Annotated in this window: 21 protein-coding genes and 2 tRNA genes; 16 read left to right on the top strand and 7 right to left on the bottom strand. The window is 61.8% G+C overall.

Annotated features, from left to right (window positions below; all coding sequences use genetic code 11):
* The first annotated feature begins 92 nt into the window (after window positions 1-92).
* Window positions 93-1205 carry an acyltransferase family protein gene (locus VPH41_RS13840; protein WP_328570446.1) on the top strand — a complete coding sequence of 371 codons (1113 nt, stop codon included), beginning with the start codon at window positions 93-95 and terminating at the stop codon, window positions 1203-1205.
* A gap of 3 nt (window positions 1206-1208) precedes the next feature.
* On the opposite strand, the gene VPH41_RS13835 is transcribed toward VPH41_RS13840, so the two are convergent.
* On the bottom strand, window positions 1209-1673 hold the full coding sequence (locus VPH41_RS13835) for a hypothetical protein (RefSeq protein ID WP_328570445.1): 465 nt from the start codon (window positions 1671-1673) through the stop codon (window positions 1209-1211).
* Between the two features lie 137 nt (window positions 1674-1810).
* On the opposite strand from VPH41_RS13835, the gene VPH41_RS13830 reads away from it, so the two are divergent.
* From VPH41_RS13830 to VPH41_RS13775, 12 genes are all read left to right on the top strand, one after another.
* Window positions 1811-1887: transfer RNA gene (locus VPH41_RS13830), tRNA-Val, on the top strand.
* 80 nt (window positions 1888-1967) lie between these two features.
* Window positions 1968-2044 (top strand) — tRNA-Val (locus VPH41_RS13825).
* 213 nt (window positions 2045-2257) lie between these two features.
* Complete coding sequence (thrS, locus tag VPH41_RS13820) at window positions 2258-4165, top strand: threonine--tRNA ligase (protein ID WP_152282367.1); 1908 nt, start codon at window positions 2258-2260, stop codon at window positions 4163-4165.
* A gap of 12 nt (window positions 4166-4177) precedes the next feature.
* Window positions 4178-4738: a translation initiation factor IF-3 gene (gene infC, locus VPH41_RS13815; RefSeq protein ID WP_205711303.1), complete on the top strand. Its 561-nt coding sequence runs from the start codon at window positions 4178-4180 to the stop codon at window positions 4736-4738.
* Window positions 4739-4965: 227 nt separating this feature from the next.
* Window positions 4966-5163, top strand: a complete 198-nt coding sequence (gene rpmI / locus VPH41_RS13810) for a 50S ribosomal protein L35 (RefSeq protein ID WP_038493025.1) — start codon at window positions 4966-4968, stop codon at window positions 5161-5163.
* 26 nt (window positions 5164-5189) lie between these two features.
* A complete protein-coding gene (rplT, locus tag VPH41_RS13805; RefSeq protein ID WP_010399214.1) occupies window positions 5190-5549 on the top strand; it encodes a 50S ribosomal protein L20 in 360 nt (119 codons plus the stop codon).
* Window positions 5550-5693: 144 nt separating this feature from the next.
* The gene (gene pheS, locus VPH41_RS13800) at window positions 5694-6710 is read left to right on the top strand and encodes a phenylalanine--tRNA ligase subunit alpha (protein ID WP_034751917.1); all 1017 of its coding nucleotides are present in this window, start codon (window positions 5694-5696) and stop codon (window positions 6708-6710) included.
* Between the two features lie 78 nt (window positions 6711-6788).
* On the top strand, window positions 6789-9215 hold the full coding sequence (pheT, locus tag VPH41_RS13795) for a phenylalanine--tRNA ligase subunit beta (RefSeq protein WP_328570444.1): 2427 nt from the start codon (window positions 6789-6791) through the stop codon (window positions 9213-9215).
* Window positions 9216-9385: 170 nt separating this feature from the next.
* Window positions 9386-9733: an integration host factor subunit alpha gene (locus VPH41_RS13790; protein WP_010399205.1), complete on the top strand. Its 348-nt coding sequence runs from the start codon at window positions 9386-9388 to the stop codon at window positions 9731-9733.
* A gap of 10 nt (window positions 9734-9743) precedes the next feature.
* Entirely contained in the window at window positions 9744-10148 is a 405-nt protein-coding gene (locus VPH41_RS13785; RefSeq protein WP_152258879.1) for a MerR family transcriptional regulator, read from the top strand.
* 201 nt (window positions 10149-10349) lie between these two features.
* Entirely contained in the window at window positions 10350-10982 is a 633-nt protein-coding gene (locus VPH41_RS13780) for a response regulator (RefSeq protein WP_034783185.1), read from the top strand.
* A 150-nt stretch (window positions 10983-11132) separates the two neighbouring features.
* Window positions 11133-12548, top strand: coding sequence for a sensor histidine kinase (locus VPH41_RS13775; RefSeq protein WP_152282364.1), 1416 nt, complete (start codon window positions 11133-11135; stop codon window positions 12546-12548).
* 97 nt (window positions 12549-12645) lie between these two features.
* Here the strand turns inward: VPH41_RS13775 and VPH41_RS13770 are convergent, their stop codons facing one another.
* Together VPH41_RS13770 and VPH41_RS13765 are read right to left on the bottom strand one after the other, a co-directional pair.
* The gene (locus VPH41_RS13770; RefSeq protein ID WP_099411578.1) at window positions 12646-13455 is read right to left on the bottom strand and encodes a Crp/Fnr family transcriptional regulator; all 810 of its coding nucleotides are present in this window, start codon (window positions 13453-13455) and stop codon (window positions 12646-12648) included.
* A gap of 226 nt (window positions 13456-13681) precedes the next feature.
* Window positions 13682-15739 (bottom strand): methyl-accepting chemotaxis protein, encoded by a 2058-nt coding sequence (locus VPH41_RS13765; RefSeq protein WP_328570443.1) that lies wholly within the window; start codon window positions 15737-15739, stop codon window positions 13682-13684.
* A 198-nt stretch (window positions 15740-15937) separates the two neighbouring features.
* On the opposite strand from VPH41_RS13765, the gene VPH41_RS13760 reads away from it, so the two are divergent.
* On the top strand, window positions 15938-17614 hold the full coding sequence (locus VPH41_RS13760) for a peptide chain release factor 3 (RefSeq protein WP_328570529.1): 1677 nt from the start codon (window positions 15938-15940) through the stop codon (window positions 17612-17614).
* Between the two features lie 176 nt (window positions 17615-17790).
* Here the strand turns inward: VPH41_RS13760 and VPH41_RS13755 are convergent, their stop codons facing one another.
* Window positions 17791-19683 carry a putative bifunctional diguanylate cyclase/phosphodiesterase gene (locus VPH41_RS13755; RefSeq protein WP_328570442.1) on the bottom strand — a complete coding sequence of 631 codons (1893 nt, stop codon included), beginning with the start codon at window positions 19681-19683 and terminating at the stop codon, window positions 17791-17793.
* Between the two features lie 581 nt (window positions 19684-20264).
* Between VPH41_RS13755 and rnk the strand changes: the two genes are divergently transcribed.
* On the top strand, window positions 20265-20672 hold the full coding sequence (gene rnk, locus VPH41_RS13750) for a nucleoside diphosphate kinase regulator (RefSeq protein WP_162835757.1): 408 nt from the start codon (window positions 20265-20267) through the stop codon (window positions 20670-20672).
* A gap of 63 nt (window positions 20673-20735) precedes the next feature.
* Here the strand turns inward: rnk and VPH41_RS13745 are convergent, their stop codons facing one another.
* The 3 genes from VPH41_RS13745 to VPH41_RS13735 all read right to left on the bottom strand — a co-directional run bounded on the left by VPH41_RS13745 (window position 20736) and on the right by VPH41_RS13735 (window position 23009).
* Window positions 20736-21764, bottom strand: coding sequence for a transporter (locus tag VPH41_RS13745; protein WP_170846295.1), 1029 nt, complete (start codon window positions 21762-21764; stop codon window positions 20736-20738).
* Window positions 21765-21873: 109 nt separating this feature from the next.
* Entirely contained in the window at window positions 21874-22572 is a 699-nt protein-coding gene (locus VPH41_RS13740; protein ID WP_328570441.1) for a YXWGXW repeat-containing protein, read from the bottom strand.
* 200 nt (window positions 22573-22772) lie between these two features.
* Window positions 22773-23009: a hypothetical protein gene (locus VPH41_RS13735; protein ID WP_328570440.1), complete on the bottom strand. Its 237-nt coding sequence runs from the start codon at window positions 23007-23009 to the stop codon at window positions 22773-22775.
* A gap of 345 nt (window positions 23010-23354) precedes the next feature.
* On the opposite strand from VPH41_RS13735, the gene VPH41_RS13730 reads away from it, so the two are divergent.
* Complete coding sequence (locus VPH41_RS13730; protein WP_328570439.1) at window positions 23355-25670, top strand: hypothetical protein; 2316 nt, start codon at window positions 23355-23357, stop codon at window positions 25668-25670.

Below are 25670 nucleotides of genomic sequence, written 5' to 3'. Positions count from 1 at the left end.
GGGATTCGCGGCAGGCGCCCGCAAAAATGTGGCCATGCCGCCCTCTGGCGTGGCATGATCGGCGCCACCGTTGTTTTCCCTTGCTGATATTCATGCCGTCTTCCCCATCTTCCCCGCGCCTCTCCGGCCTCGATACCTTGCGCGCGCTGGCCATCGTGCTCGTATTCATGAATCATTACTTGCTGTTCGTCAGCGACGGCGGGGCATTCGGTTTCTGGGGAGAGATCGGCTGGACGGGCGTGGACCTGTTCTTTGCCCTCAGCGGCTATTTGATCGGCAACCAGATCTTTGCCGCCCTGCGCAGCGCGCACGGCTTTTCCTTGCCCCGTTTCTATGCGCGGCGCTTTCTGCGCACCTTGCCCAATTTCTATGTCGTGCTGGCCCTGTATTATTTGTGGCCCGCGTTTCGCGGCGACAGCGCGCTGCTGCCGCTGTGGAAATTCCTGACGTTTACGCAAAACATCAACCTGACGCCGGGCACGGCGTTTTCCCATGCCTGGTCCTTGTGCGTGGAAGAGCAGTTCTACGTGCTGCTGCCCGCCGTGGCGCTGCTGATTGCCGCCTGCCGCAAGTCGCTGCTGTGGGCGTGGCTGGCCGTGGCCGCCAGCTTTATCGTGGGCATGCTGCTGCGTGCCTATCTGTGGGAGGAATACGTGCACGTGCCGCGCGGCGGCCTCGGCTATTACAAGTACATTTACTATGCCTCGTGGTGCCGCTTCGACGAGCTGGTGGCGGGCGTGGCGCTGGCGCTGCTGAAAAATTACCACCCGGCCGCGTGGGCGCGCCTCACGTCGCACGGCAACCGCACCTTGCTGGCGGGAATGGCCGGGACGGCGCTGATGTTTTATGTGTTTCTGACCGATCACTATGGCTATGGGGTGACGGTATTCGGCTATCCGGCCCTGGCTGCCAGTTTTGCCTTGCTGCTGGTCGCTGCGCTGAGCCCTGCCAGTCTGCTGTACCGGGTGCGCGTGCCGGGCGCGGCCAGTCTGGCCCTGTGGTCGTATGCGATCTATTTGCTGCACAAGCAGTTGTGCATCGTGCTGCGTCCCGTGCTGCAGGATCTTGGCTGCGGGCCGGACAGCCTGCCTGCCATGCTGGTCATGATTATTCTCAGCATCGCCACGGGCTGGCTCTTATATAGCGTGGTGGAAACGCCGTTCGTGCGCTGGCGGGCGCGCCATGTACCCGCCAATCATGCGTGAAGACTACATGTCGATCACGTCGAGCCCCCGTGGCGTGCCTACCAGCAATTCCAGGATGGCATGCACGCGCAGGTTCGTGTCTTCCTGTTCCGTGTTGTAGATCAATGTGCGCAAGCCGGGCACGGCTTCCGTGATGTGCTCGCTGGCATAGGCATTGATCAGCAACAACACCAAGTCCGTGGCGCCCGCGCCGGGCTGGCGCCGCAGCCTGTCGTGGATCACGTTCAGCAGCGCGCGCTGCATGCGCGGCGTGGGATTGACGATATAGGCGAAGACGCTCGGCGTGTTGGCGATGGCCGCGCAGATGCGCCGTTCCATCTCGTCGGGTTTGACGTCGGAAGCGATATCGAAGTACGCCGCATTCCAGCGCGTGCGCGCATACGGATGGCCGGGCGGGAAGGAGTCGGCCGTTTCGAAACCGCAGACGCGGCTCAGGGTTTTCAGCCAGGCTAATAAGGTGGAGTTCATGCCCCGATTCTAGCGGCATTCCAGGTGTCCCGGGCCCACTCCATATAAAGGAGGCTGACGCCCGGAGAAATGATTAAAGTTTCCTGCAAAACAGCCCTTGTCATTCTGGGAAAGCCTCTCTATAATGCTGGTCTTCGGGGCGGTTAGTTCAGCTGGTTAGAATACTTGGTCGACATCCAAGGGGTCGGGGATTCGAATTCCTCACCGCCCACCAGAATTTTGCAGTAGATGGTTTTTAAGCTGGCGCAAGCCGCAAGCGGTCATTTGAAATACAATGATCAACAAAAGTTTTACGGGCGGTTAGTTCAGCTGGTTAGAATACTTGGTCGACATCCAAGGGGTCGGGGATTCGAATTCCTCACCGCCCACCAGAATGCAGTTAGAGAGAAAGGTAAAACCGGTTATGACACCGCGAACTACTACCAAGCTTTGGGAGTGACGCTAGTCGAACGGGTTTCCTTTGTCTCAAGAAAGTGAAAAACGCGGCTAGTCCGCGTTTTTTTGCGTCTGCGTTTTCCTTTCAGTTATTTTACCCATCACTCATTGCAGTTTTACCTGGCGCCAGCGCCGATATGGAGATCAATATGCTTACAATCCGACTTCCCGATGGTTCCGCCCGTCAATTTGACGGCCCGGTCACCGTGGCCCAGGTTGCGGCCAATATTGGTACCGGCCTGGCCAAAGCTGCCCTGGCGGGCAAGGTCGACGGCAAGCTGGTCGATACCTCCTATCTGATCGAGCAAGACGCGGAACTGGCGATTGTCACGGACAAGGATGCCGATGGCCTGGAAGTGATTCGCCACTCGACGGCCCACTTGCTGGCGTACGCCGTCAAGGAATTGTTCCCGGAAGCACAAGTGACCATCGGTCCCGTGATCGACAACGGCTTTTACTATGACTTCGCCTACAAGCGTCCGTTCACGCCGGAAGATCTGACGGCGATCGAAAAGAAAATGGCCGAACTGGCCAAGAAGGACGAGCAAGTCACGCGCAAGGTTGTGGCCCGCGACGAAGCCATCGAATACTTCAAGGGTATCGGCGAAGCGTACAAGGCTGAGCTGATCGGCTCGATTCCGGCCGACCAGGAAGTGTCGCTGTATTCCGAAGGCAAGTTCACGGACTTGTGCCGCGGCCCCCACGTGCCATCGACGGGCAAGCTGAAAGTGTTCAAGCTGATGAAGCTGGCCGGCGCCTACTGGCGCGGTGACTCGAAAAACGAGATGTTGCAGCGTATCTACGGCACGGCCTGGGCCAAGAAGGAAGACCAGGAACTGTACCTGCACAATCTGGAAGAGGCGGAAAAGCGCGATCACCGCAAACTGGGCAAGCAGCTCGATTTCTTCCATTTCCAGGAAGAAGCGCCGGGCCTGATCTTCTGGCACCCGAAAGGCTGGTCGATCTGGCAACAAGTCGAGCAATACATGCGCAATGTGTACCAGGTCAACGGCTACCAGGAAGTCAAGGCGCCGCAGATTCTGGACCGTGGCCTGTGGGAAAAAACCGGTCACTGGGATAATTACCGTGAAAACATGTTCATCACGGAATCGGAAAACCGCGCCTATGCGCTGAAACCGATGAATTGCCCTGGCCATATCCAGATTTTCAACAATGGCATGCGCAGCTACCGCGACTTGCCATTGCGCTACGGCGAATTCGGCCAATGCCACCGCAACGAGCCGTCGGGCGCCTTGCACGGCATGATGCGCGTGCGCGGCTTTACGCAGGATGACGGTCACATCTTCTGCCTGGAAGAGCAGATCGCCGGCGAAGTGACGGCTTTCCACCAGCAGGCGATGGATGTGTACACGGCTTTCGGCTTTACGAATATTGACGTGAAACTGGCCCTGCGCCCCGATAACCGCATCGGTACGGAAGAGTCGTGGGATTTCGCCGAGGAATCCCTGCGTTCGGCCCTGCGCGCCTGTGGCGTGGAATGGACGGAATTGCCGGGCGAGGGCGCGTTCTACGGTCCGAAGATCGAATACCACCTGAAAGACAGTCTGGGCCGCGCATGGCAAGTGGGCACCGTGCAGATCGACCCGTCGATGCCGGGCCGTCTGGGCGCCGAATACGTGGCCGTCGACAACACGCGCCAGGTGCCCATCATGCTGCACCGCGCGATCGTGGGTTCGCTGGAACGTTTCATCGGCATCCTGATCGAACACTATGCGGGCGCCATGCCGCTGTGGTTGTCGCCAGTGCAAGTGTCGGTGTTGAATATTTCCGACGCTCAAGCTGATTATGTACAAGAAGTAACAACAAAACTGCGCAAAGCGGGGCTGCGCGTACAGGCTGATTTGCGTAACGAGAAGATTACCTATAAAATACGTGAACATTCCGTACAAAAATTGCCTTACATCTTAGTGATTGGCGACAAAGAGCGGGATGCGAATACAGTGGCCGTGCGGGCGCGGGGCAATGTCGATCTGGGCGTCATGTCCGTCGATGCCCTGATAGAGCGACTCAAACATGAAGTCGACACCAAGGCCTGACGAGGAAACTCGCTGCACGACCGTCTTACAAGATTTTTAAAGGAAATTACAATAGCTACTGACAAGTCACATCGCATCAATGGCGAAATCACTGCCCCTGAAATGCGTTTAAGCGGGGTCGATAACGAGCCACTCGGTATCGTAAGTTTGGCTGAAGCCTTCCGCCTGGCGGAAGAGGCAAACGTCGACCTGGTGGAAATTGCGCCTACCGCGCAGCCACCGGTGTGCCGTTTGATGGACTACGGCAAATTTAAGTATTCGGAGCAAAAGAAAGCTCACGAAGCCAAATTGAAGCAAAAGATCATCCTCGTGAAGGAAGTCAAATTCCGTCCGGGGACTGATGATGGTGACTACAATATCAAGTTGCGTAATCTCATCAAGTTCCTTGAGGATGGCGATAAAACCAAAATCACGCTGCGTTTCCGCGGTCGTGAAATGGCGCATCAGGATATTGGCTTCCGCATGCTGGAACGTCTGAAAGCCGATCTGGAGCCGTACGGCCAGGTCGAGCAGTTCCCGAAGATGGAAGGCCGCCAAATGATCATGGTTCTTTCGCCTAAGAAGAAGAAGTAAGTTACAATAGCGTTTTACTGTGGGTGGAAACTGCGCGTGCCAGCATTGGCGCGGCGTCAAACCCCAGGCAGAATTTGCGCGGCCTGGCCAGTAATGTCCGGGCCGCGCAAACTGTAGTGGACTCGCATCCGCTGCACAACATGTGAAAGCAGGCATCTAAGCGCAGCGTCGTGTTGCCACCTGCAATCCTGTTATAAATGGAGCTGTCCGTAAGAGGACAGATTGCTATGCCTAAAATGAAGACCAAAAGCTCCGCGAAAAAACGTTTTCGCGTGCGTCCAGGTGGAACAGTCAAGTCGGGTCACGCGTTCAAACGCCACATCCTGACCAAGAAAACCACCAAAAACAAACGTCAGTTGCGCGGTACCCGTAACATCAACGCATCGGATGTCACATCCGTCATGCGCATGATGCCGACTGCTTAATCTCACACTCAATTTAAGGAGTTACTATGCCTAGAGTAAAACGTGGGGTTACAGCTCGTGCCCGTCATAAGAAGATTCTTGTTCAAGCTAAAGGCTACCGTGGTCGCCGCAGCCGTGTATACCGTGTTGCCAAGCAAGCAGTTATGCGCGCTGGCCAATACGCTTACCGCGATCGCCGCAACAAGAAGCGCGTTTTCCGCCGCCTGTGGATCGCCCGTATCAACGCTGCTTCCCGTGAGCATGGCGTAACGTACAGCGTATTCATGAACGGCTTGAAAAAAGCAAATATCGAACTGGACCGTAAAGTCCTGGCCGATATGGCTGTGATGGACAAGCCAGCATTCGCTGCGATTGTCAACGCAGTTAAAGCAAAAATCGCTGCGTAAGCACGGTCATTGCACAACGTCATCCGCAGGGTGACGTTATAAAGAGCGGGGCAGAGGTGTGAACCTTATGCCCCGTTTCCGTTTTTGATTGTTGGATTTTAGATAACTGAGTCCAGAATTGATGTCCAAAACAGGAAATGCCGCATGAACTCCCTAGAAGAACTCGTCGTCTCGGCCCAGGCTGACTTTATCGCCGCCGCAGACGCTGCCGCACTTGAAAACGCCAAAGCCCGCTACCTGGGCAAGACTGGCCAGATTACTGAAATGATGAAGGGCCTGGGCAAGCTGGACCCGGACGCGCGCAAGGCGCAGGGCGCCCTGATCAACGCCGTCAAAGTGCAGATCGAGGACGCGCTGACGGCGCGCCGTGATGCGCTGGCCGATGCCCAGATGCAAGGCCGTCTGAACGCCGAAGCGATCGACGTGACCCTGCCAGGCCGTGGCCGCATGCCCGGCGGCATCCATCCCGTGATGCGCACGTGGGAGCGGGTCGAGGAAATCTTCCGCTCCATCGGTTTCGACGTGGCCGACGGCCCCGAAATCGAAAACGACTGGACCAATTTCACGGCGCTCAACAGCCCGGAAAACCATCCAGCCCGTTCCATGCAAGACACGTTCTACATCGACGGCAACGACACCGATGGCAAGCCCTTGCTGCTGCGCACGCACACGAGCCCGATGCAGGTGCGCTATGCGCGCACGCACACGCCGCCGATCAAGGTCATCGCGCCGGGCCGCACCTACCGGGTCGACAGCGACGCCACCCATTCGCCCATGTTCCACCAGGTCGAAGGCCTGTGGATCGCCGAAGATATCAGCTTTGCCGACCTGAAGGGCGTGTACCTGAATTTCGTCAAGGCCTTCTTCGAGACGGACGACCTGCAAGTGCGCTTCCGTCCATCGTACTTCCCGTTTACGGAACCGTCGGCCGAGATCGACATCGCCTTCGGTTCGGGCCCGCTGAAAGGCCGCTGGCTGGAAGTGTCGGGCGCCGGCCAGGTGCATCCAACCGTGGTGAAGAACTTCGGCCTCGATCCCGAGAAATTCATCGGTTTTGCTTTCGGCTCCGGCCTGGAACGCTTGACGATGCTGCGTTACGGCATCAACGACCTGCGTCTGTTTTATGAGGGCGACTTGCGTTTCCTGAAGCAGTTCAACTAAGCATTGTTCCGTTTGATTCATGGCGCTTGAGCGCCTGTGCGCTCGCGCTGTGAGCTTTGACCCTTTGAAGGCTTGATTATGCAATTTTCCGAAAACTGGCTCCGTACCATGGTCGATCCGAAGATGACTTCGGACGAACTGGCCCATCTGCTGACCATGTCCGGTCTCGAAGTCGAGGACGTCGATCCTGTCGCCCCGCCGTTCTCGAACGTGGTGGTGGGCCTGGTCCTGGAGATGGAAAAACATCCGAATGCGGACCGCCTGAATGTGTGCCAGGTCGATGTCGGCACGGGCACCATGCTCAACATCGTTTGTGGCGCGCCGAACGTGCGCCCGGGCTTGAAAGTCGTGTGCGCGATGGCGGGTGCCGTGCTGCCCCCTGGCGCCGATGGCAAGCCATTTGAAATCAAGGTAGGCCAGTTGCGCGGCGTCGAGTCGCAAGGCATGCTGTGCTCCGCGCGCGAATTGAAATTGTCGGAAGAAAACGCCGGCTTGATGGAATTGCCGGACGACGCGCCGATCGGCCAGAATTTCCGCGATTACTTTGCGCTCAACGACTTGAAATTCACCATCAAGTTGACGCCAAACAAGGCGGACTGCCTGTCCGTGCTGGGCGTGGCGCGCGAAGTGTCGGCGCTCACGGGCGTGCCCCTGAACGCGCCGCAGTTCCGCACCGTGCCGGTGTCCAGCGACGAAGTGTTGCCAGTGAAAGTCAGCGCGCCGGACCTGTGCGGCCGATTCACGGGCCGCGTGATCCGCGGCTTGAACGCCAAGGCAGCCACGCCGGACTGGATGAAGCAGCGCCTCGAGCGCAGCGGCCAGCGTCCGCTGTCGGCCCTGGTCGACATTTCCAACTATGTCATGCTGGAACTGGGCCGTCCCAGCCACGTGTTTGATCTGGCGAAGATCCACGGCAGCCTGGACGTGCGCTGGGGCAAGGCGGGCGAGTCCGTCAAGCTGTTGAACGGCAACACCATTGCCGTCGACGAGTGGCTCGGCGTCATTGCCGATGACCAGGAAATCGAATCGCTGGCCGGCATCATGGGCGGCGACGCCAGTTCCGTTTCGGACGATACGGACAGCATCTACCTGGAAGCGGCATTCTGGTGGCCGAATGCGATTCAAGGCCGCGCACGCCGCCTGAATTTCTCCACCGATGCGGCGCACCGCTTCGAGCGCGGCGTCGATTTCGCCACCACCGTCGAACACATCGAGCGGATCACGGCCCTGATCGTGGAAATCTGCGGCACGCCGGCCACGACCGTCGGCCCCGTCGATGACCACGTGGTGAACTTGCCGCAGCGCCAGCCTGTGACGATGCGCACGGCGCGCGCGCAAAAAGTCATCGGCGTGCCGCTCAACGACGAGCTGATCGCCGATATCTTCACGCGCCTGGCCCTGCCATTCACCCTGGCCGACGGCGTGTTTTCCGTGACGTCGCCCAGCTACCGTTTCGACATCGAGATCGAGGAAGACCTGATCGAGGAAGTGGCGCGCGTGTACGGTTTTGAAAACATCCCGACCTTGCCGCCCGTGGCCGCAAACGTGATGCAGATTGCACCAGAAAATACCCGTTCCTTGTTTGCGGTGCGTCATGAGCTGGCTGACCTGGGCTTCCAGGAAGTGGTTAACATGAGCTTTGTCGATACGGCATGGGAGCGCGATTTCTCGGGCAACACAAATCCGATCAAATTGCAGAACCCGATCGCCAGCCAGATGAGCGTGATGCGCTCCTCGCTGATCGGCAGCCTGATCGCCAATGTGCGCTACAACCTGAACCGCAAGACGAACCGCGTGCGCATCTTCGAAGTGGGCGCCATCTACCAGCGCGACGACAGCGTGGAAAACGGCCCCTTGTCGGTGGCTGGCTACGCGCAGCCGAAGCGCGTGGCGGCCATGGCCTACGGCGCGGTGGCGGACGAGCAGTGGGGCCAGGCTGCGCGCACGGTCGACTTCTTCGACGTGAAGGCGGACCTGGAAGCGCTGTTTGCGCCCCTGGTCTTGCGTTTCACCAAGGCGGAGCATCCGGCCCTGCATCCGGGCCGTTCGGCCAACGTGGAACTCGATGGCAAGGTCATCGGTTTCATCGGCGAACTGCACCCGCGCTGGATGCAAAAGTACGACTTGCCGCTGGCGCCCGTGCTGTTCGAAGTCGACGCTGCTGCCCTGACGCAACGCATCGTGCCCGTGTACCAGGAAATCTCGAAATTCCCTGGCGCCAGCCGCGACCTGGCCGTCGTCGTCAAGCAATCGGTGGCCGTGCAGGATCTGCTCGACAGCTTCCACGCCGCCGCCAAGGCGAGCCCGGCAGCGCGTATCGTGCAAGCCATTGTTTTATTTGATGAATATCGTGGAAAAGGGCTGGAAGCGGATGAAAAAAGCCTTGCTTTCCGGATTAGCTTGCAAGATACTCAAAACACCCTGCAAGACGATGTCGTCGATGGCCTGATGGCTGTCCTGATCGATGCGGCCAAGCAGGGCCACGACGCGAAATTGCGTTCGTAATTACCGGATCGGCCGTCGCCCAGCGTGACGGCCTTTCCGTCGTCAACCGTAGACGAGCTTGCCATGTGGCGGGCTCGGGCGCACAGAAAAGGCAGGGCAGGAAAATTAATAATAGCGACGTTGATTCCGCCGTACTGCAATCCGCACTGGCCGCCGATCTGCATCGGGCCATGCTGGTTGCCAAAGTGCGCCAGGAAGCGGAAAAAGATTTACCCACCTTGACCAAGGCGGAGCTGGCCGAACTGTTGTTCGAGCAAGTGGGCCTGAACAAGCGCGAAGCGAAAGATATGGTCGAGACCTTTTTCGACGAGATCCGCAATGCGCTGGAGCGGGGCGAGGCCGTCAAGTTGTCCGGTTTCGGCAATTTCCAGTTGCGCGACAAGCCACAACGGCCGGGCCGCAATCCGAAGACGGGCGAAGAGATACCCATCACGGCACGCCGTGTCGTGACCTTTCATGCGAGCCAGAAGCTGAAAAGCATGGTCGAAGAGACCAGTCCGCTGGCCCGTGCTGCCTGAGTGAGTGGCGATGAACGAGCGCATCAGTAAAACCGAGTTGATCGCCTTGCCGCCCATTCCGGCGAAACGCTATTTCACGATCGGCGAGGTGAGCGAGTTGTGCGGCGTCAAACCGCATGTATTGCGCTACTGGGAGCAGGAGTTTTCCCAGCTCAAGCCGGTCAAACGACGTGGCAACCGCCGTTATTATCAGCACCATGAAGTGCTGTTGATACGCCGCATCCGCGAACTGCTGTACGAGCAGGGCTTTACCATCAGCGGCGCGCGCAACAAGCTCGATAGCCGTGGCGCATCGCATGCCGTCCCGGACGAATTGCCTGTGCTGCCGGCCTTGCCCGTCTTGCCGCAGGAAGCGCCGCTGGACCGCGTGTGGATACGGAATGAATTAATTGCGATTTTAAACTTGCTAAAATAAGATTTGTACCAATATAGGTCGGGTTGTCCGATACGGGCTGACCAAGCTGCATGGGCTTGCCGCCCGGGCGTTGCCGGTAACGTACGGCGCGTCATATTTTGAATATAATGTTAATGTTGCGTTTTTGTTAGTGACGCTGAACCGGAGCAGCGTTCAGGTTCCGGTAGTCTTTCCCAGGCCAGGAAAATTTAAGGGGAAACAATGATACGCGTTGCCATTTGTGATGATCACCAAATAGTACGAGCTGGATTCAAACAGATTTTTTCGTCGTCAAGCGATTTCAGTGTCGTGGCGGAAGCCGGTACGGGGCGTGAAGCGCTCGATATCGCCCGCCGCGAGATTTGCGATGTGCTGTTGCTCGATATCGCCATGCCCGATCAGAGCGGCATCGATACCCTGCGCACGATCCGCCAGGGCCAGCCGGAATTGCCCGTGCTGATACTGAGCGGCTATCCCGCGCAGCAATATGCATTGAACTTGTTCAAGATGGGCGCGAATGGCTATCTGAACAAGGAATGCGAAGCCGATGAGCTGATGACGGCCGTGCGCACCGTGTTCCAGGGGCGCCGCTACGTCAGTTCCACCGTGGGCGAATTGCTGGCGCAGTCGTTCGACCGCGACACGAACGCGGCCCTGCATACGGAATTGTCGGACCGCGAATTCCAGGTCTTTTTGCGCCTGGCGCGGGGCGCCACCGTGTCCGATATCGGTGTGGCCTTGTCGCTGAGCATCAAGACGGTGAGCACTTACCGTACGCGCATCATGGAAAAAATGGGCTTGCAATCCAACAGCGACTTGACCTATTACGCAATGAAAAACAATTTGCTTGACTAGCGTAGCGGTGCGATCATGGCAGCATGATCGCGCAGCCAGCTAGCCGGCACAACTTGATGTTGTGCAGTGCAGCAGTCTGTGGCGAGGATTATAATTGGCCGGCGCCGGCGCTTTTTCCCGCGCCGAACCTTGCTAAGGATGCACATCAGGATGTATTTCACCGTTGAACCGGCCCCGAATCACCGCCTGCCCCTCTACAAGACGATCCTGTGCGTGACTTGCGCCTTGTTGCTTGTACTCAATGGTTTCAGTCTCTTCCATAACCTGCAGTCGCTGAAGGGCACGAACGCCTTGCTCAGCCAGAGCGCCCGCGTGGCGGACCGCCTGCAGTATTTGAACGTGCTCGTGCTCGATGCGGAAAGCAGCTTGCGCGGCTATTTCATTTCCGGCTCCGAAACGTATCTGGGACCGTCGAAGACGGCTTCCACCGAAATCGAGAATGAATTCAACGAGCTGCAAACCTTGCTTGCAGGCAGTCCCACCCAGCTGAAAAACCTGGGCCAGCTGCAAAGCTTGATCCGTCGCAAGATGTCGATGCTGCAACAGTCGATCGAGGTCTACAAGCAGGGCGGGCTGGCCGAGATCGTCAACATTTCGCGCGTGACCGATGACCGCGCCACCATGGATGAAATCCGCCTGCAGGTGGTGATCATGACGCGCGAGCAGAATGAAGCGCTGTCGTCCGGCAGTGCCGCCTTTTATCATGAGTACCAGAAAGCCGTACTGCTCGGCATCGGCATCAATGCGCTGGCCATCCTCGTGCTGATCATGTTCTACCAGCTGGTGCGGCGCAGCTTCCAGAACCGCGCGGCCGTCGAGTATGCCTTGCAAAATGCCAATGACACCCTGGAATCGACGGTCAGCAAGCGCACGGAGCAGCTATCCGTGCTGTCGCGCCATTTGATCAGCGTCAACGAAGTGGAAAAGGCGCGCCTGGCGCGCGAGCTGCACGATGAGCTGGGCGCGAATCTGACGTCGATCAGCATGGACCTGGGCGCCGTCACGCAGCAACTGGCGCACACGCAGCCGGAACTGGCGGCACAATTGCGCCGCGCCAAGGCAACCTTGCTGGAAACGGTGGAACTCAAGCGCCGCATCGTCGAAGACTTGCGCCCCAGCCTGCTGGACAACCTGGGCCTGTGCGCCGCCATCGAAAGCTATTGCGAGGATTTTACGCGCATGAGTTCGGTACGCTGCGATACGGACGTGGCCATCAATATCGACAACCGCGAAGCCACCCTGACGATCGCCCTGTTCCGCATCGTGCAGGAATCGCTGACCAACATCCTCAAATATGCGCGCGCGGGCATGGTCAGCGTCACCTTGAAGCGCAACGAGCATGGCCTGGTGCTGCGCGTGATCGACGACGGCATCGGCATCACGGAAGATGCCCTGCAAAAACCCATGTCGCACGGCTTGCTGGGCATGCGCGAGCGGGCCTTGCTGCTGGGCGGCACGCTGACCGTGCGCCAGGGACCGGAAGGCAAGGGCACTTGCGTGGAAGCCGTGATTCCGCTGCCGCTGACGCCGGAGCCGGAAGACATCGACGCGGATGCCGAGGTGTAATTTTTCTTGAGATAAAAAAATTGAGACAAAAAAAATGGCCGGGCATGCAGCCCGGCCATTTTTTTATCCATGCTGCCGGCCTGGCGGCAGCGGTGCATCAGCAGCGCGAGACGTCGCGCAGCAGGCGGTCGTATTCCGTCTTGGCCACCTTGTAGCACTCGCCCGCATAGCATTCCAGGCCGGCGCGGTCCAGAACCGTGATATTGCCGCGGCGATAATGGATCAAGCCTTCTTCCTGCAATTTGCCGGCGGCGGCCGTGATGCTTTCGCGGCGCACGCCCAGCATGATGGAAATCAGCTCTTGCGTCACTTTCAGTTCGTTCGATGGCGAACGGTCCAGGCGGTCCAGCAGCCAGCGGCACAGCTTTTGCTCGATCGAGCTGTGGCGGCCGCCAACGGCGTTCTGCGCCATTTGGGCAAACAGGGCATTGGTGTAGCGCATCAGCAGCTGGGGCAGGGCGCCGCCTTGGTTGAAGGCGTCGCGCAGGCTTTGCGTCTTCAGGCGGTAGCCGTAGCCGGCGCTTTGCACGACAGCCGTGCACATGGCGCGCTCGCCTGCCAGCAGCGAGGCGCCGGCCACGCCTTCATGGCCAACGACGGCGATTTCCGTCGTGGCGCCGTCTTCCATCACGTACAGCAGCGAAATGATGGCCGTGGTGGGGAAGTAGCTGTATTCCAGGTTGTTACCGTAGGCATACAGTTCCTTGCCGAAAGGCAGTTCCACCAGTTCCAGGTCTTCGAACAGCGATTCGAGTGCGGCGCGCGGCAGGGCGGCCAGCAATTCATTCTGTTGGGCACTGCTGAGGCTAACACGCGACGCAAGCTTGATTTCCCGTCCGGCTGCCGGCATGGCGCGCGGCAGCAACTGGTTCTTCTGGACCGGGGTGCTAAGTTGAGTATGGCTCATAGTATTCCTCACAGGCTTTTTACATCGGAGTGCGACTGCCGCGTTGCCGGTCGAAAGCCGTGCCGCATCCATGGGATAACAGCGTTTTTTTTCGACCGCGCGGTGCAGATCGCGATGTAGCTACTTTAAAAGCTTATGTAAGTGGCGAACATAAGATTAGCAGTCGCCACTTTGTAGTCTCTTTTGAGGCGGAATTGTAGTCCTAGTCCTACGTGCACACTTTTGACTAGCTAGCCTTGCGCCGTTCTGCGCGATTTTGTGATATGACGCGGGGTTTGTTGGCGCTCCACAGGCCGGCCGGACGCACGCTGGGCAAGCCGTCGCGCACGGCCGGGGCCGGTGTCTGGCGCGCGCCGGGCGCCTCGTGTTCGCCCAGGCGGAAGCGGCTGACGGCCTGCGTCAGCGCTTCGCCTTCCTGGTGCAGGCGCTGCGAACCGGCACGGGCTTCGTCGACCAGGCCCGCGTTCTGGCGCGTCATGTCGTCGATTTGCGCCAGCGCCTGGTTGATGCGGGCGATCTCGCCATTCTGCTCGGCGCCGGCGCTGCTGATGCGTCCGATCACCACGGCGACTTGCTGTACCGCGTCGACGACTTGCCGCATGGTGCTGCCGGCGGCATTGACCAGTTCGCCGCCCGCATCCACGGTGGCCACGGAATCGCCGATCAGGCGCTTGATTTCCAGTGCCGCCTCGTTCGAGCGCTGCGCCAGGCTGCGCACCTCGGATGCCACGACGGCAAAGCCGCGACCTTGCTCGCCCGCGCGCGCCGCTTCCACGGCCGCGTTCAGGGCCAGGATATTCGTCTGGAAGGCGATGCCGTTGATGACGCCGATGATGTCGACGATCTTGTGCGAGCTGGCCTTGATCGAGGCCATGGTCTCGACCACGGCACCGACGGTCTGGCCGCCGCGCAGGGCCACGTCGGCTGCCGTCGCCACCAGGGTGCGCCCCTGTCCTACGTGGGCTTCGTTGCGGCCCACGGTGGCCGTCAGCTCGCGCATCGAGTCCACGGTGGCGCCCAGCGCGTCCGATTGCGTGGCCGTGTGGCCGGACAGGGCGGCGTTGCCCTGCGCGATATCGGCGCCGGCCGCCGCGATGACGGCCGCGCCGCCGCGGATTTCCTGCACCAGGTTGGCCAGGCCGTGCGTCATGGCGCCGAAGTCGCGCACCAGGTCGCCGATTTCGTCGTGCGCCTGCGAGGTGATGCGCTGCGACAGGTCGCCCGCCGCTGCCGCGCCGACGGCCACGCGCAACTGCGTCACGTCGCGCGCGAACGCGGCGTAGAAGCCCGCGCACAGGTAGGCGGCGGCCAGCAGCACCAGCAGCATGGCCGCCAGGATCAGGGCGCGGCGCGCCTCGTCGCGGGCGATGCGCTGCGCCAGCAGATCGTTCAAGGCGGTGGCGGAGGCGCCGGACAGCGCGTGCAGGGCGTCGATGGCCTGCATGCCGGCCGCGTGGAATTGCGCGCCCGACGTCTGGTCGTAGGAATTCGTCACTTCATTCTTCGTGCGTTCGAGGAAGGCCAGCGCGGCCGGCACGGCTTTCAGCGCCCCTTGCAGGCTGGCGCGCAGTTCCGGCTTGGCGGCGAGGATTTCGTCGAAGCGGGCCGGCAGGCGTTCCAGTTCGTGGCGCGCGATCAGGGCGTTGGCGTTGACGAGTTGATCTTCGTTTGCCTCGAACAGGCCCGTGTCGATGTAGGCGGCGCCGCGCCCGCCGATGTCGGACAGGCTCTCGGCCAGGTCGGGCAGGGTGGCGGTGAAGACGGCGCTCAGGTGGTTGGCACCCGCGTCCGGGTCCAGGCTCAGGTGCGAGCGGTCGGCCACCAGCTGGCCCAGCTTGGCGGCCTGGCGCAGCAGCGCCGTGTGCGCCGCGTAGCTGTCGCGCGCCGCGAGGCCCGCCTGGCGGCCCAGCAGGGCTTGCCACTGCTTCGTCAGTTCGGCCGCCTGGGGCAGGCCTGCGCCGGCCGGCAAGCGCGCCAGGGCCGCCAGCGCGGCCGTGATGCGCGCGTTCAGGGCCGTGTTGTCCATGCCCGCCTTGCCGCTCAGGCGCAAGTGCTCGAGGCCGCGCCGCTGCTGCAGCAGCCGCGTGCCTTCCTGCAGTTGGCGCACATAGGCCACGCCCCGCTGCGCATCCTGCGCCTGCGCCAGCGATTTGCCCAGTTCCGAGATCAGCAAGGTGGTCGCCAGCGCCAGCGGCAGCAGGAAGACGAGGCAGACAAGCATGAATTTGGGCAGCAGGCGCAAGCGCTGCATGAGTCGGATGGCGGGGGTGAGGAGGATTTTCATCGGATTTCCAGGGTAGGGTGGCAACATTTCTGCAGTGCAATGTTGCCTGCGGATTGTGACCCCTTGATGAAGTGCGCGGCAGCCTGCCCGATTCCCGCGTCAATTTTGCCGTTCGCCAGAGTGAAGCAGTTCACACGGAAGGCCGATCCTTCTGTAAAATCGAGGGTTTTTTGCGAGGGCCATATTATGGTCACCAATATGGCCAACGAGAACGACATCATTCCCCCCGATTCCAGCGACAGTGCGGACAGCGCCGCAGCGCCAGCCAGCAGCAAGGCGCCTGCCGTGATCGCGCGCGAAGTGCAGCGCCGCCGCACCTTCGGCATCATTTCCCACCCGGATGCGGGTAAGACCACGTTGACGGAAAAACTGCTGCTGTTCTCGGGCGCGATCCAGATGGCCGGTACCGTCAAGGCGCGCAAATCGGGCCGCCACGCGACGTCGGACTGGATGGAGATCGAGAAGCAGCGCGGCATTTCCGTCGCCTCCTCGGTGATGCAGTTCGAATTCCGCGACCACGTCGTCAACCTGCTCGACACCCCGGGTCACCAGGACTTCTCGGAAGATACCTACCGCGTGCTGACGGCCGTCGACTCGGCGCTGATGGTGATCGATGCGGCCAAGGGCGTGGAAGCGCAGACGATCAAGCTGCTGGCCGTGTGCCGCATGCGCAATACGCCCATCGTCACCTTCATGAACAAGATGGACCGCGAGACGCGCGATCCGCTGGACCTGCTCGACGAACTGGAATCGGTGCTGAAGATCCAGTGCGCGCCCGTCACCTGGCCTATCGGCATGGGCAAGAACTTCCGCGGCGTGTACCACCTGCTGAAGGACGAGATCATGCTGTTCAAGGCCGGTGAAGAGAAGGCCGACGGCGCTTTCGAAATCATCAAGGGCATCGACAACCCGCGCCTGCAGGAGATGTTCCCGCTGGAGATGGACCAGCTGCGCATGGAAGTGGAACTGGTGCACGGCGCGTCGAACCCGTTCAACCTGGAGGAATTCCTCTCCGGCGTGCAGACGCCCGTGTTCTTCGGTTCGGCCATCAACAACTTCGGCGTGCGCGAGATCCTGTCCGCGCTGGTCGACTGGGCACCGGCGCCGCGCCCGCGCGACGCCACCGTGCGTTCCGTCGATCCGACCGAGCAGCCATTCACGGGCTTCGTCTTCAAGATCCAGGCCAATATGGACCCGGCCCACCGCGACCGCATCGCCTTCCTGCGCGTCTGCTCGGGACGTTTCGAGCGCGGCATGAAGGTCAAGCACCTGCGCCTGGGGCGCGAGATCAAGGTGTCGAACGTGGTGACCTTCATGGCTTCCTCGCGCGAACAGGTGGAAGAGGCGTACGCGGGCGACATCATCGGCTTGCCGAACCACGGCAACATGCAGATCGGCGACAGTTTTTCCGAAGGCGAGATGCTGACCTTTACGGGCATTCCGTACTTTGCGCCGGACTTCTTCCGTTCCGTGCGCATCCGCAATCCGCTGAAGATCAAGCAGCTGCACAAGGGCTTGCAGCAGCTGGGCGAAGAGGGTGCGGTGCAGGTCTTCAAGCCGGTGCAGGGCGGCGAACTGGTACTGGGCGCCGTCGGCGTGCTGCAGTTCGAAGTGGTGGCCAGCCGTCTGCTCAACGAGTATGGCGTCGACGCCGTGTTCGAAGGCACCAGCATCAGCAGCGCCCGCTGGGTCAGCTGCGACGACAAGCGCATCCTGCAGGATTTCGAGAACGCGCTGGGCCACAACGTGGCTTATGATGCGGCCGGCAACATGGCCTACCTGGCCACGTCGGGTGTGAACCTGCGTTTGACGGAAGAGCGCTGGCCGAAGCTGACGTTCCACGCGACGCGCGAGCATTCGGCCAAGCTGGCCTAGGGCGCCGGATAAAAAGCCCAGGGCGTTGTTGCCTTGCCTCGCCGTACATTCGTACTGTCTTCGGCAAGGCGCCTAGCCCTGAGCATTTTCTCCTGCACCCTTGTGCAGGCCGTCAGGCGTAGGTCGGATGAGGGCGGCAACGCCGCGCGTAATCCGACACCGGCGCTGGCGGCAATTCAAGCCGGCAGGATCGTGCGCGTACTCCAGTCGCGCCGCTCCAGCAGCAATGCCGTCAGCTGCGCCGCCGTCATGGGACGGGCAAAGAAGAAGCCCTGTGCATTGTCGCAGCCCGCCTTGCGCAAAAACTCCACCTGCTGCAGCGTTTCCACGCCTTCGGCCACCACTTTCAGATGCAGGCTGTGCGCCATCGCGATGATGGCCGTGACGATGGCTTCGCCTTCGCCGGGCAGGTCGTGCACGAAGCTGCGGTCGATCTTCAGCTGGTCGATGGGCAGGCGTTTCAGATACGACATCGAGGAATAGCCGGTGCCGAAATCGTCGATCGACAGGTGGATGCCCGTGTCCTGCAGGCGCCGCATCAGTTCCACGTTGGCGTGGACATTGTCCATCAATACCCCTTCCGTGATTTCCAGCTCCAGCAAGCCATGCGGCAGCTGCGTTTCGTGCAGGATGGCGTGGATATCGTCCATCAGGCCCGGGTCGCGCGCCTGGCAGGCCGACAGGTTGACGGCCACGTGTTCGAGCGAATCGAGCAAGCCCGCCTTGCACCAGGCAGCGGCCTGGCGGCAGGCGCTTTGCAGCACCCAGCGTCCCAGGTCGACGATGATGCCGCTTTCCTCGGCCACGGGGATGAATTCGCTGGGGCTCAGCTGCCCCATCTCGCGGCAGTGCCAGCGGATCAGCGCTTCCACGCCGACGATGCGCCCGCTGCGCAAGTCGATCTGCGGCTGGTAGTGCAGATACAGTTCCTCATTCTGCAGCGCGCGGCGCAGGTTCGCTTCCATGCGCAGGCGGCGCTGCGCGCGCAGCTCCATTTCGGACTGGAATACGGCATAGCGGTTCTTGCCCTGGTGCTTGGCGTGGTACATGGCCGTGTCGGCGTTGCGCGTCAGGGTGGCCACGTCCTGCGCGTCGAACGGGTACAGGCTCACGCCGATGCTGGCGCTGACATACAGCTGGTGGCCTTCGAGGGCGAACGGTTCGGCCAGCACGGCGAGGATCTTGCGCGCCACGCTGGCCATTTCCGACGCGTCGTCGGCCGGTTCGACGATGACGACGAATTCGTCGCCGCCGATGCGGCAGATGATGTCGGTGCTGCGCAGGATGGCCACCAGCCGTTCGGACACCAGCTTGAGCAGCTGATCGCCGCAGTGGTGGCCCAGCGTATCGTTGACCACCTTGAAATTGTCCAGGTCCAGCAGCAGCAGGCCCACGCTGCTGTCCTGGCGGTCGGCGCGGGCCAGCGCGTAGGCCAGGGCGTCGTTGAATTCATGGCGGTTCGGCAGCTGGGTGACGGGGTCGACGTGGGCCAGGTAGTGCAGATGGTTTTCCGCGTGCTGGGCGGCGGCGCGCGTGCGGCGCACCATCAGGACCGTCAGGCCGAATGCGCACAGGCAGACCAGCAGGGTGAAGGCGGAAAATTGCGCCAGGCTCAGGTACAGCGGCGCCAGGCTGGCGCGCAGGTACAGCGCGCCGCCGCCGGGCAAGGCCTGGAGGAGGGCGGCATGGCCGTCCAGGTAATCGAACTGCATGCCGGCCTGCGGCGCCGCGGGCGCGGCATCGCTGCCGCTGCGCGCGTAGCGGGCAAACGGCGCGCCATACGGGCTGTAGAGCAGCGCTTGCTGCACATGCGGGGCGGCGGCGAGGGGAGCGAGCAGCTGCTGCGCCGCAACAGGGTTGTCCTGGCGCAGGGCCAGGGCGGCGGCGGGCGCCAGCATGTCGGCCTGGATGCGCAGGTTACGCTGGAATGATGCTTGGAGGGAATACCACTGGAAGAAGATGAGCAGCAGGCTGGCGATGGCCAGCATGGCGGCCGCGGCCAGCAGGTTCAGCCTGGCAATCCGGTCGCCGCGCCACTGCACCGAGGGCAGCATCAATGGCGCCATCATGACGCATTCTCCTGCCGGCCCCGCTTGCCGCCGCCCCGTGTGATCCCGCCTCGCCCTGCCATACTTTACGTTCCAGTCTGATGAAAGCCGAAGTGAGCCGGAACTCTCAACGTGTTGTTAAGGCCGACATATTGTCATTTTGCAGCGTGAAAGTACAGGGCACGCGGCAATTTATTGTCCGTGCCGCGGGCCAGTGGCGGCAGGCAAGGCGGCAAGACAGGCGGAAAAAGCGGGGCGTGTCTTTCTAATAATAATCGTACTTGAATTTTAATCCTTTTTTTGCCGGCTGGTTTTTTCCTCGTAAAAACATGCCGATGGTAAACAAAATGTCACGAAGAATAACTTCAATGCCGCGGGCGGGCGTGGAACGGATTAACTTCCTGTCTGCATAAGCCATTGCAAGTCATTGATTTTAATAAATTTTAATAGAGAATGCGAGAACGCTATGGCCTTGCTCCGCGAGTTCGTCCATAATCCGCTGATGATGGACGTTCTGATGCTGTTTGTTTTGCCTCGCGCGCGCAAGTAACTCGCCGCCGGCAAAACCGGACGTCGCCCTAATGATAAATAGTGAGGATATCTTGGAAAAAAAACCAAAAATTATTTTGTCGTCACAAGACCTGGAACGACTGGAAGCGTTGTTGTATGCCTTGGGTAATAATCTGTCGCCGGACAAGGCCGCCCTGCTCGATGAGCTGGGTCGCGCCGAAGTGCTGGAGCCGCAGGAAATCCCCCCGACCGTCGTGACGATGAATTCCACCGTGCGCTTCACGGTGGAAAACAAGGAAGAATTCTGCCTGACGCTCGTGTATCCGAAGGACGTGGAAGGCCAGGCCGACCGCATTTCCGTGCTGGCGCCCGTCGGCAGCGCGCTGCTGGGCCTGTCCGTCGGCGATAGCATCGCCTGGCCTATGCCGGGCGGCGTGGTGAAGGTGAAGATCGAGGAAATCGTGTACCAGCCTGAGCGGGCTGGCGAATACCACCGCTAGGCGCGGCAAGCAGTGACGGCGGACGGCGCCTGCCGTTCGCCTGCCAGGCCGTGTTTCCAATAATCAACTATTGCGTTGCACGCGCACCACGAGCCATCCCGCCACGACCGTGAACGTGACGATGATGGCAACGATGATCCAGAAACCCTGCGGGTGCTGGGCCAGCGGAATCCCTCCCACGTTCATGCCCAGCATGCCGGCGATGATATTGATCGGCAAGGCCAGTACGGTGACGATGGTCAGCACGAACAGGCTGCGGCTGTTTTCCTCGTTGACGCTGGCGGCAATCTCTTCCTGCAGCAACTTGATGCGTTCCTGCAAGGACGACATATCGCTGAGCACTACCGAAAATTCCTCCGTCGACTGGCGCAGTTCCAGGCTGTCCAGTTCGGATACCCATGCGGGCGGGCGTTGCAGCAGGCGGAACAGGGCAGCCGGTTCCGGCGCCAGCAGGCGCTGCAGCCGCACCAGCACGCGCCGCATGGCGCCCAGGTCTTCGCGTTTCGGCACCAGGCGCCCGGCCAGCAAGTGGTCTTCGATATCGTCGACCCGCGCCACGGCGTCGCGCACGATGTTGACCAGCACGTCGGCCTGGTCGCGCAGCAGATGGATCAGCAATTCCACCGACGAGCGGATCGGCTCGTGGTTCTTGATGACGGCCTGGCGCAGGCGCTCGATCGATTGCAGCGGCGCGCGGCGCGCCGTGATGACGAGGTTTTGCGCCACGCTGGCCCACATGGTGGAAATGTCGGACGCTTCAAACGAAAAATTGTGCACCACATCGTTGACCACGGCGATCAGGGTGTTTTCCGCCTGTTCGATGCGCGTCGAACGGGAACCCTGGTGCAGGGTTTCATAGAATTCGTCGGCCAGCTGCGTATGCGTCATCAGCCATTTTTCGCTGGCCGCATGCGACAGATTGAAGTGCAGCCAGACGAATTCCTGCGCCGGCCGGGCCGCGCCGTCGGCCAGCCAGGCCAGTGCGGCCGTCGAATCGAGGGCCAGCGGGGGGCCGTCGCGGCCAAACAGGAAGCCCCAGACCAGGCCCGAGGTGTCCGAGCCGTAGGTAAAGCCGGCAGTTTCCATCGCCATCGTGAATCTTTCTCGCGCAGTGTGATTGATCGTCGCGCGATTCTAATACACGGATGTGTCGGGAAAATGACAAGGCCACCGCGAAGGGTGGCCTTGGTGTCAATGCTGCCTAGCTGCGGCGCGGGTTGTCGGGACGGCGGTCGTCGCGGTTCGGGATGCCGTCGCCATCGCGGTCGTGGCGGTTGCCATTGTCGCGGTCATAGCGGTTGGGGATGCCGTCGCGGTCACGGTCGCCGTTCGGGCCCCGTGGCGACCAGCGGCCCTGTTCCATCTGCCAGCGGCCGTCGCGCTGGTTCCAGGCGGGCGGCGCATACACATAGCCGGGGCGTTCGGCGATCCACACGCCTGGCGTCCAGGCGTAGCGCTGGCTGCGCCATTCCCAGTGGCCAGGCGCCCAGATGTAGCCGTGGCGGGCGCGCGGGATGGCTTCGCGGCGCGGTGGCGGCGGGGCGATGCGCACGTCGTCATAGCGCACGGGCTGCACCTGTGCGGCGACCCAGCCGCCACGGTCCAGGCGCCAGCGGTTGTTTTCCTGTATCCAGGCGGCGCGGCGGTACTGGTTGCCGCCCCGTTCGCGCAGCCATTCGCCGCCGGTCCAGACATGGCGCTGGCCATCCCAGTTCCAGTAGCCGGGCGCCCACACATAGCCGGTGCGCGGCGCGGGCACGCTTTCAAACCGTGGCGGAGGCGGGGCGTTGCCGACGACAATGCTGACGCCGAGCTGATTCTGTGCCATCGCCTGCGCGGGCAGGAAGGCTGCGGCGCTGATGGCAAGCATGGCTGCTGCGTAGAGTGTGATGGGTTTCATGGTGTGCTCCATTTCGGTGATTGCGTGAAATGGACTATAGGCGCTTGCCGGCGAGCGGATCGCCTTTGATTCAACTTATTACAATTGACACAATGCTGTGTGTCCGTGTATCCGTGGCAGATACAAATTGGAGGCAAATGGCGGCCTGGCGCGGTGGCTATCCGTAGTGCGTCAGGCGGCATGGGGTCAGCATGGGCGGCTCACAGGGTGCTGGCGGTGGCGTTGCCCAGCAAGGCTTGCCGTTCTTCGATCAGCGAGATTTTCTTTTCCTGTTCCGTCAGGCGCTTGGCGCTGACCACCACCACAGGGATGGCGCCGGCCTGCGCCGTAGCGGCCGCTTTGGCCGTCGCTGGCTGGGTGAAGCTGGCATAGCTGGCACCGCAGGCGATGGCGACGGCGACGGTGAAAATGGCTTCCATGTTTTTCAGGGTTTTCATGATCGTTCCTTTCGGGTGGCGGGTGGGTATGTCTGCACTGTAGCCATGCGCGCGCCGCGGCGCCATGCCGATGCGACCAGCCGTGGTTTTGGCGGGATGGCCTGCAAAAAAACGGCGCTGAAATGCCTGCGCACGGGACTGGCGGGCGACCGCTTGAATTGAGGCCTAATTAGCCCTGTATCCGTGCATATGAATGCAATTGCCCTATGGCATTATTTGACACTGCACAGTGTTGTGCGCCGTGTCGTGCACGCGCGGCGCGCGGCAGGTGCGGCGCCAGCTGTCCTGCTAGAATCGGCACAGCAGCGGGGTTGCGCACACAATAATTCTCATCAGGAGTCACACATGTTCCAATTGTTTGGTTTTGGCGGCGCCCGCTGCCCCCGCTGCGAGCACAAGAACGGCGCTGCCGCCGGTTATTGCGCGCAATGCGGCTTGTCGCTGGGCGCCCCCGACAGCGATGCGGTGCTGCATGCCAATCAATGGCATCTTGCTGATGGGCAACTGGCCCTGTTCTTTGGCGTGCGCGAACTGTCCTCGCTGTTCGGCAGCGCGGCGCGCCGCCTGCAGGTACCCGCCGAGTCGCGCGCCTGGATCGTGCAATCGGACGCTTTCACCGCGATACCGGCCGGCGACTACGACAGCGCCGCCTTCTTTGCCCGCCTGCCCGCGCTGCTGCCGGCCCGTCCGGCCGAAGTGCTGATCGCGCGCGCCGACGCCGTCAGCCTGGAATTCGACTTGCCGGGCCTGGCCAGTACGGAGCTGCTGGGCATTGCCGCCTCCCTGCGCGTGGAGATCGCGCTGGGCCAGCCCGATGCGTTCGCGCGCCAGTTCATGCGCGCACCGGGCGCCGTCACGCGCGCCCACCTGCACGCCTTGCTGCTGCCGTCCGTGCGCCAGATTGCGCTGGAATTCATCGGCAGCCGCGCGCTGCGCGAGATGGATGCGAATGCCGACCTGCGGCCCGAATTGAACGAACGCCTGCAATCGGCCCTGACGCAGCGCCTGGCGCCCAGCGGCCTGGCCGTGGCGCGCGTGGAAACGCTGAGCCTGCGGCACGACAAGCGCGAGGGCGACGGTGATGCCGCCATCGGCACTCTGTGGCTGGGCGGCGCGCCGGCGCAGGCGCTGGAGCAGCACAGCCTGGAGCGCATGAAGCAGCTCGACCAGCTATATGACGAGGAAGAGTGGCAGCGCATCCGCCGCGAAGAGCTGGCGGCGCGCCATGCGCACCGCCGCGCCGAACTGCAGCAGGACGCGGCGGTGGAAAAGGCGGAGTTGAACCACCAGGAAGCGGAGCGCCTGCAAGCGCTGCGCGGACGCCAGATCGACCTGTATGGCCGCATCCTGGAAGCGAAATCGCGGCGCCAGGCGCTCGACCACGGTGCCGCGCTGGCGCTGGGCGAGCTGGAACAGGAACTGGCGCAGAAGGGCGCGCAGCGCACCGAGGAAGCGGCCAACTGGGAACACGTGCGGGCGCTGGCCGCCATCAAGATGCGCAGCGAGCTGGAATTGTCGCAGCTGCATGGGCGCGAACAGATCCAGCTGGCGCAGCAGCGCTTTACCCATCAGGTCCACTTGCAGTCAATCGCGCAGCAGATCGAGAGCGCGCTGCTGATCGATGACGAGACGGGGCGCCGCACCCAGCTGGCGCGCCTGCGCCAGGCGGAAGCGGATGCGGCCCAGCGCGAGGCGCAGCTGGAAGCGGAGCAGCACCAGGCCGCCTGGCAGGGCCTGATGCTGGCCAATGCGGCGCGCAAGCGCGAAGCGGAACGGGTACAGGAGTGGGAAGACCAGATGCAGCTGGCGCGCCAGCGCGAACTGCTGCGCGCCGAGGCGCACAAGGACGAGGCGGCCCAGGTGCAGGCGGCGGAAATCGCGGAAAAGGTGGCGGCGCTGCGGCGCGGCGGCGCGCGCGAGGACGCCATCGCGCAGCAGGAAAAGCTGCTGCGCACCATCGAGGCCGATGGCGTGCATGCGCGCCAGCTGCAGCAGCAAGCGCAGCTGGCGCAGCTCGACGCGCTGGCCATCGAGGAACAGCGCCAGCAGCTGCGCCAGCTGGAACAGGAAGCGCAATGGCAGCGCGATCTGCTGGCCATGGCGCAGCAGCGCGAAAGCGATTACGCGCGCTGGAAGGGCGAATACGAAGCCCTGCTGGCGCAGCAGGCGCATGCGGCCGAACTGGCGCGCATCGACATCGACCGCATCGAGAAGATCGGCTCGCTGAGCGACACGGGCAAGGTGGCCATGGCCGCCGGGCAGAACGCGGCCGCGCTGGCGCAAGTGCTGAAGGTGCAGCTGCAGGCGGGCATGAGTGCCGAGCAGATCCACGCGCTGGCGGCGCTGGCGGCGGCCGAGAACAGCGTCGCGCCGCTGGACGCGCTGCGCATGGCGCAGGACAGCGTGGCGCAGGAACGCAGCTACCTGGAAGGGCAGGCGGAACGCGAACGGCGCCAGCAGCTGGACCTGATCAACCTGCAGAACGCGGCGCACGCGCATGGCCTGTCGGCGCAGGCGCAGCTGGGCGTGGCCGTGGCGCAGGCGCTGCAGCCAGGCGCTGCCGCCGTCGCGCCGGCGCGCTGCAAGAACGGCCATGCGCAGCGCGCGGGCCATCCCGAAGATAAATTCTGCGCCGCCTGCGGCGTCGCCCTGCAGCCTTGA

The organism is Janthinobacterium sp. P210006 (assembly GCF_036231885.1).
Lineage (GTDB): Bacteria > Pseudomonadota > Gammaproteobacteria > Burkholderiales > Burkholderiaceae_D > Janthinobacterium > Janthinobacterium violaceinigrum.
The sequence above is the reverse complement of the archived record's forward strand: the minus strand, read 5'-3'. Positions and strand labels throughout refer to the sequence as shown.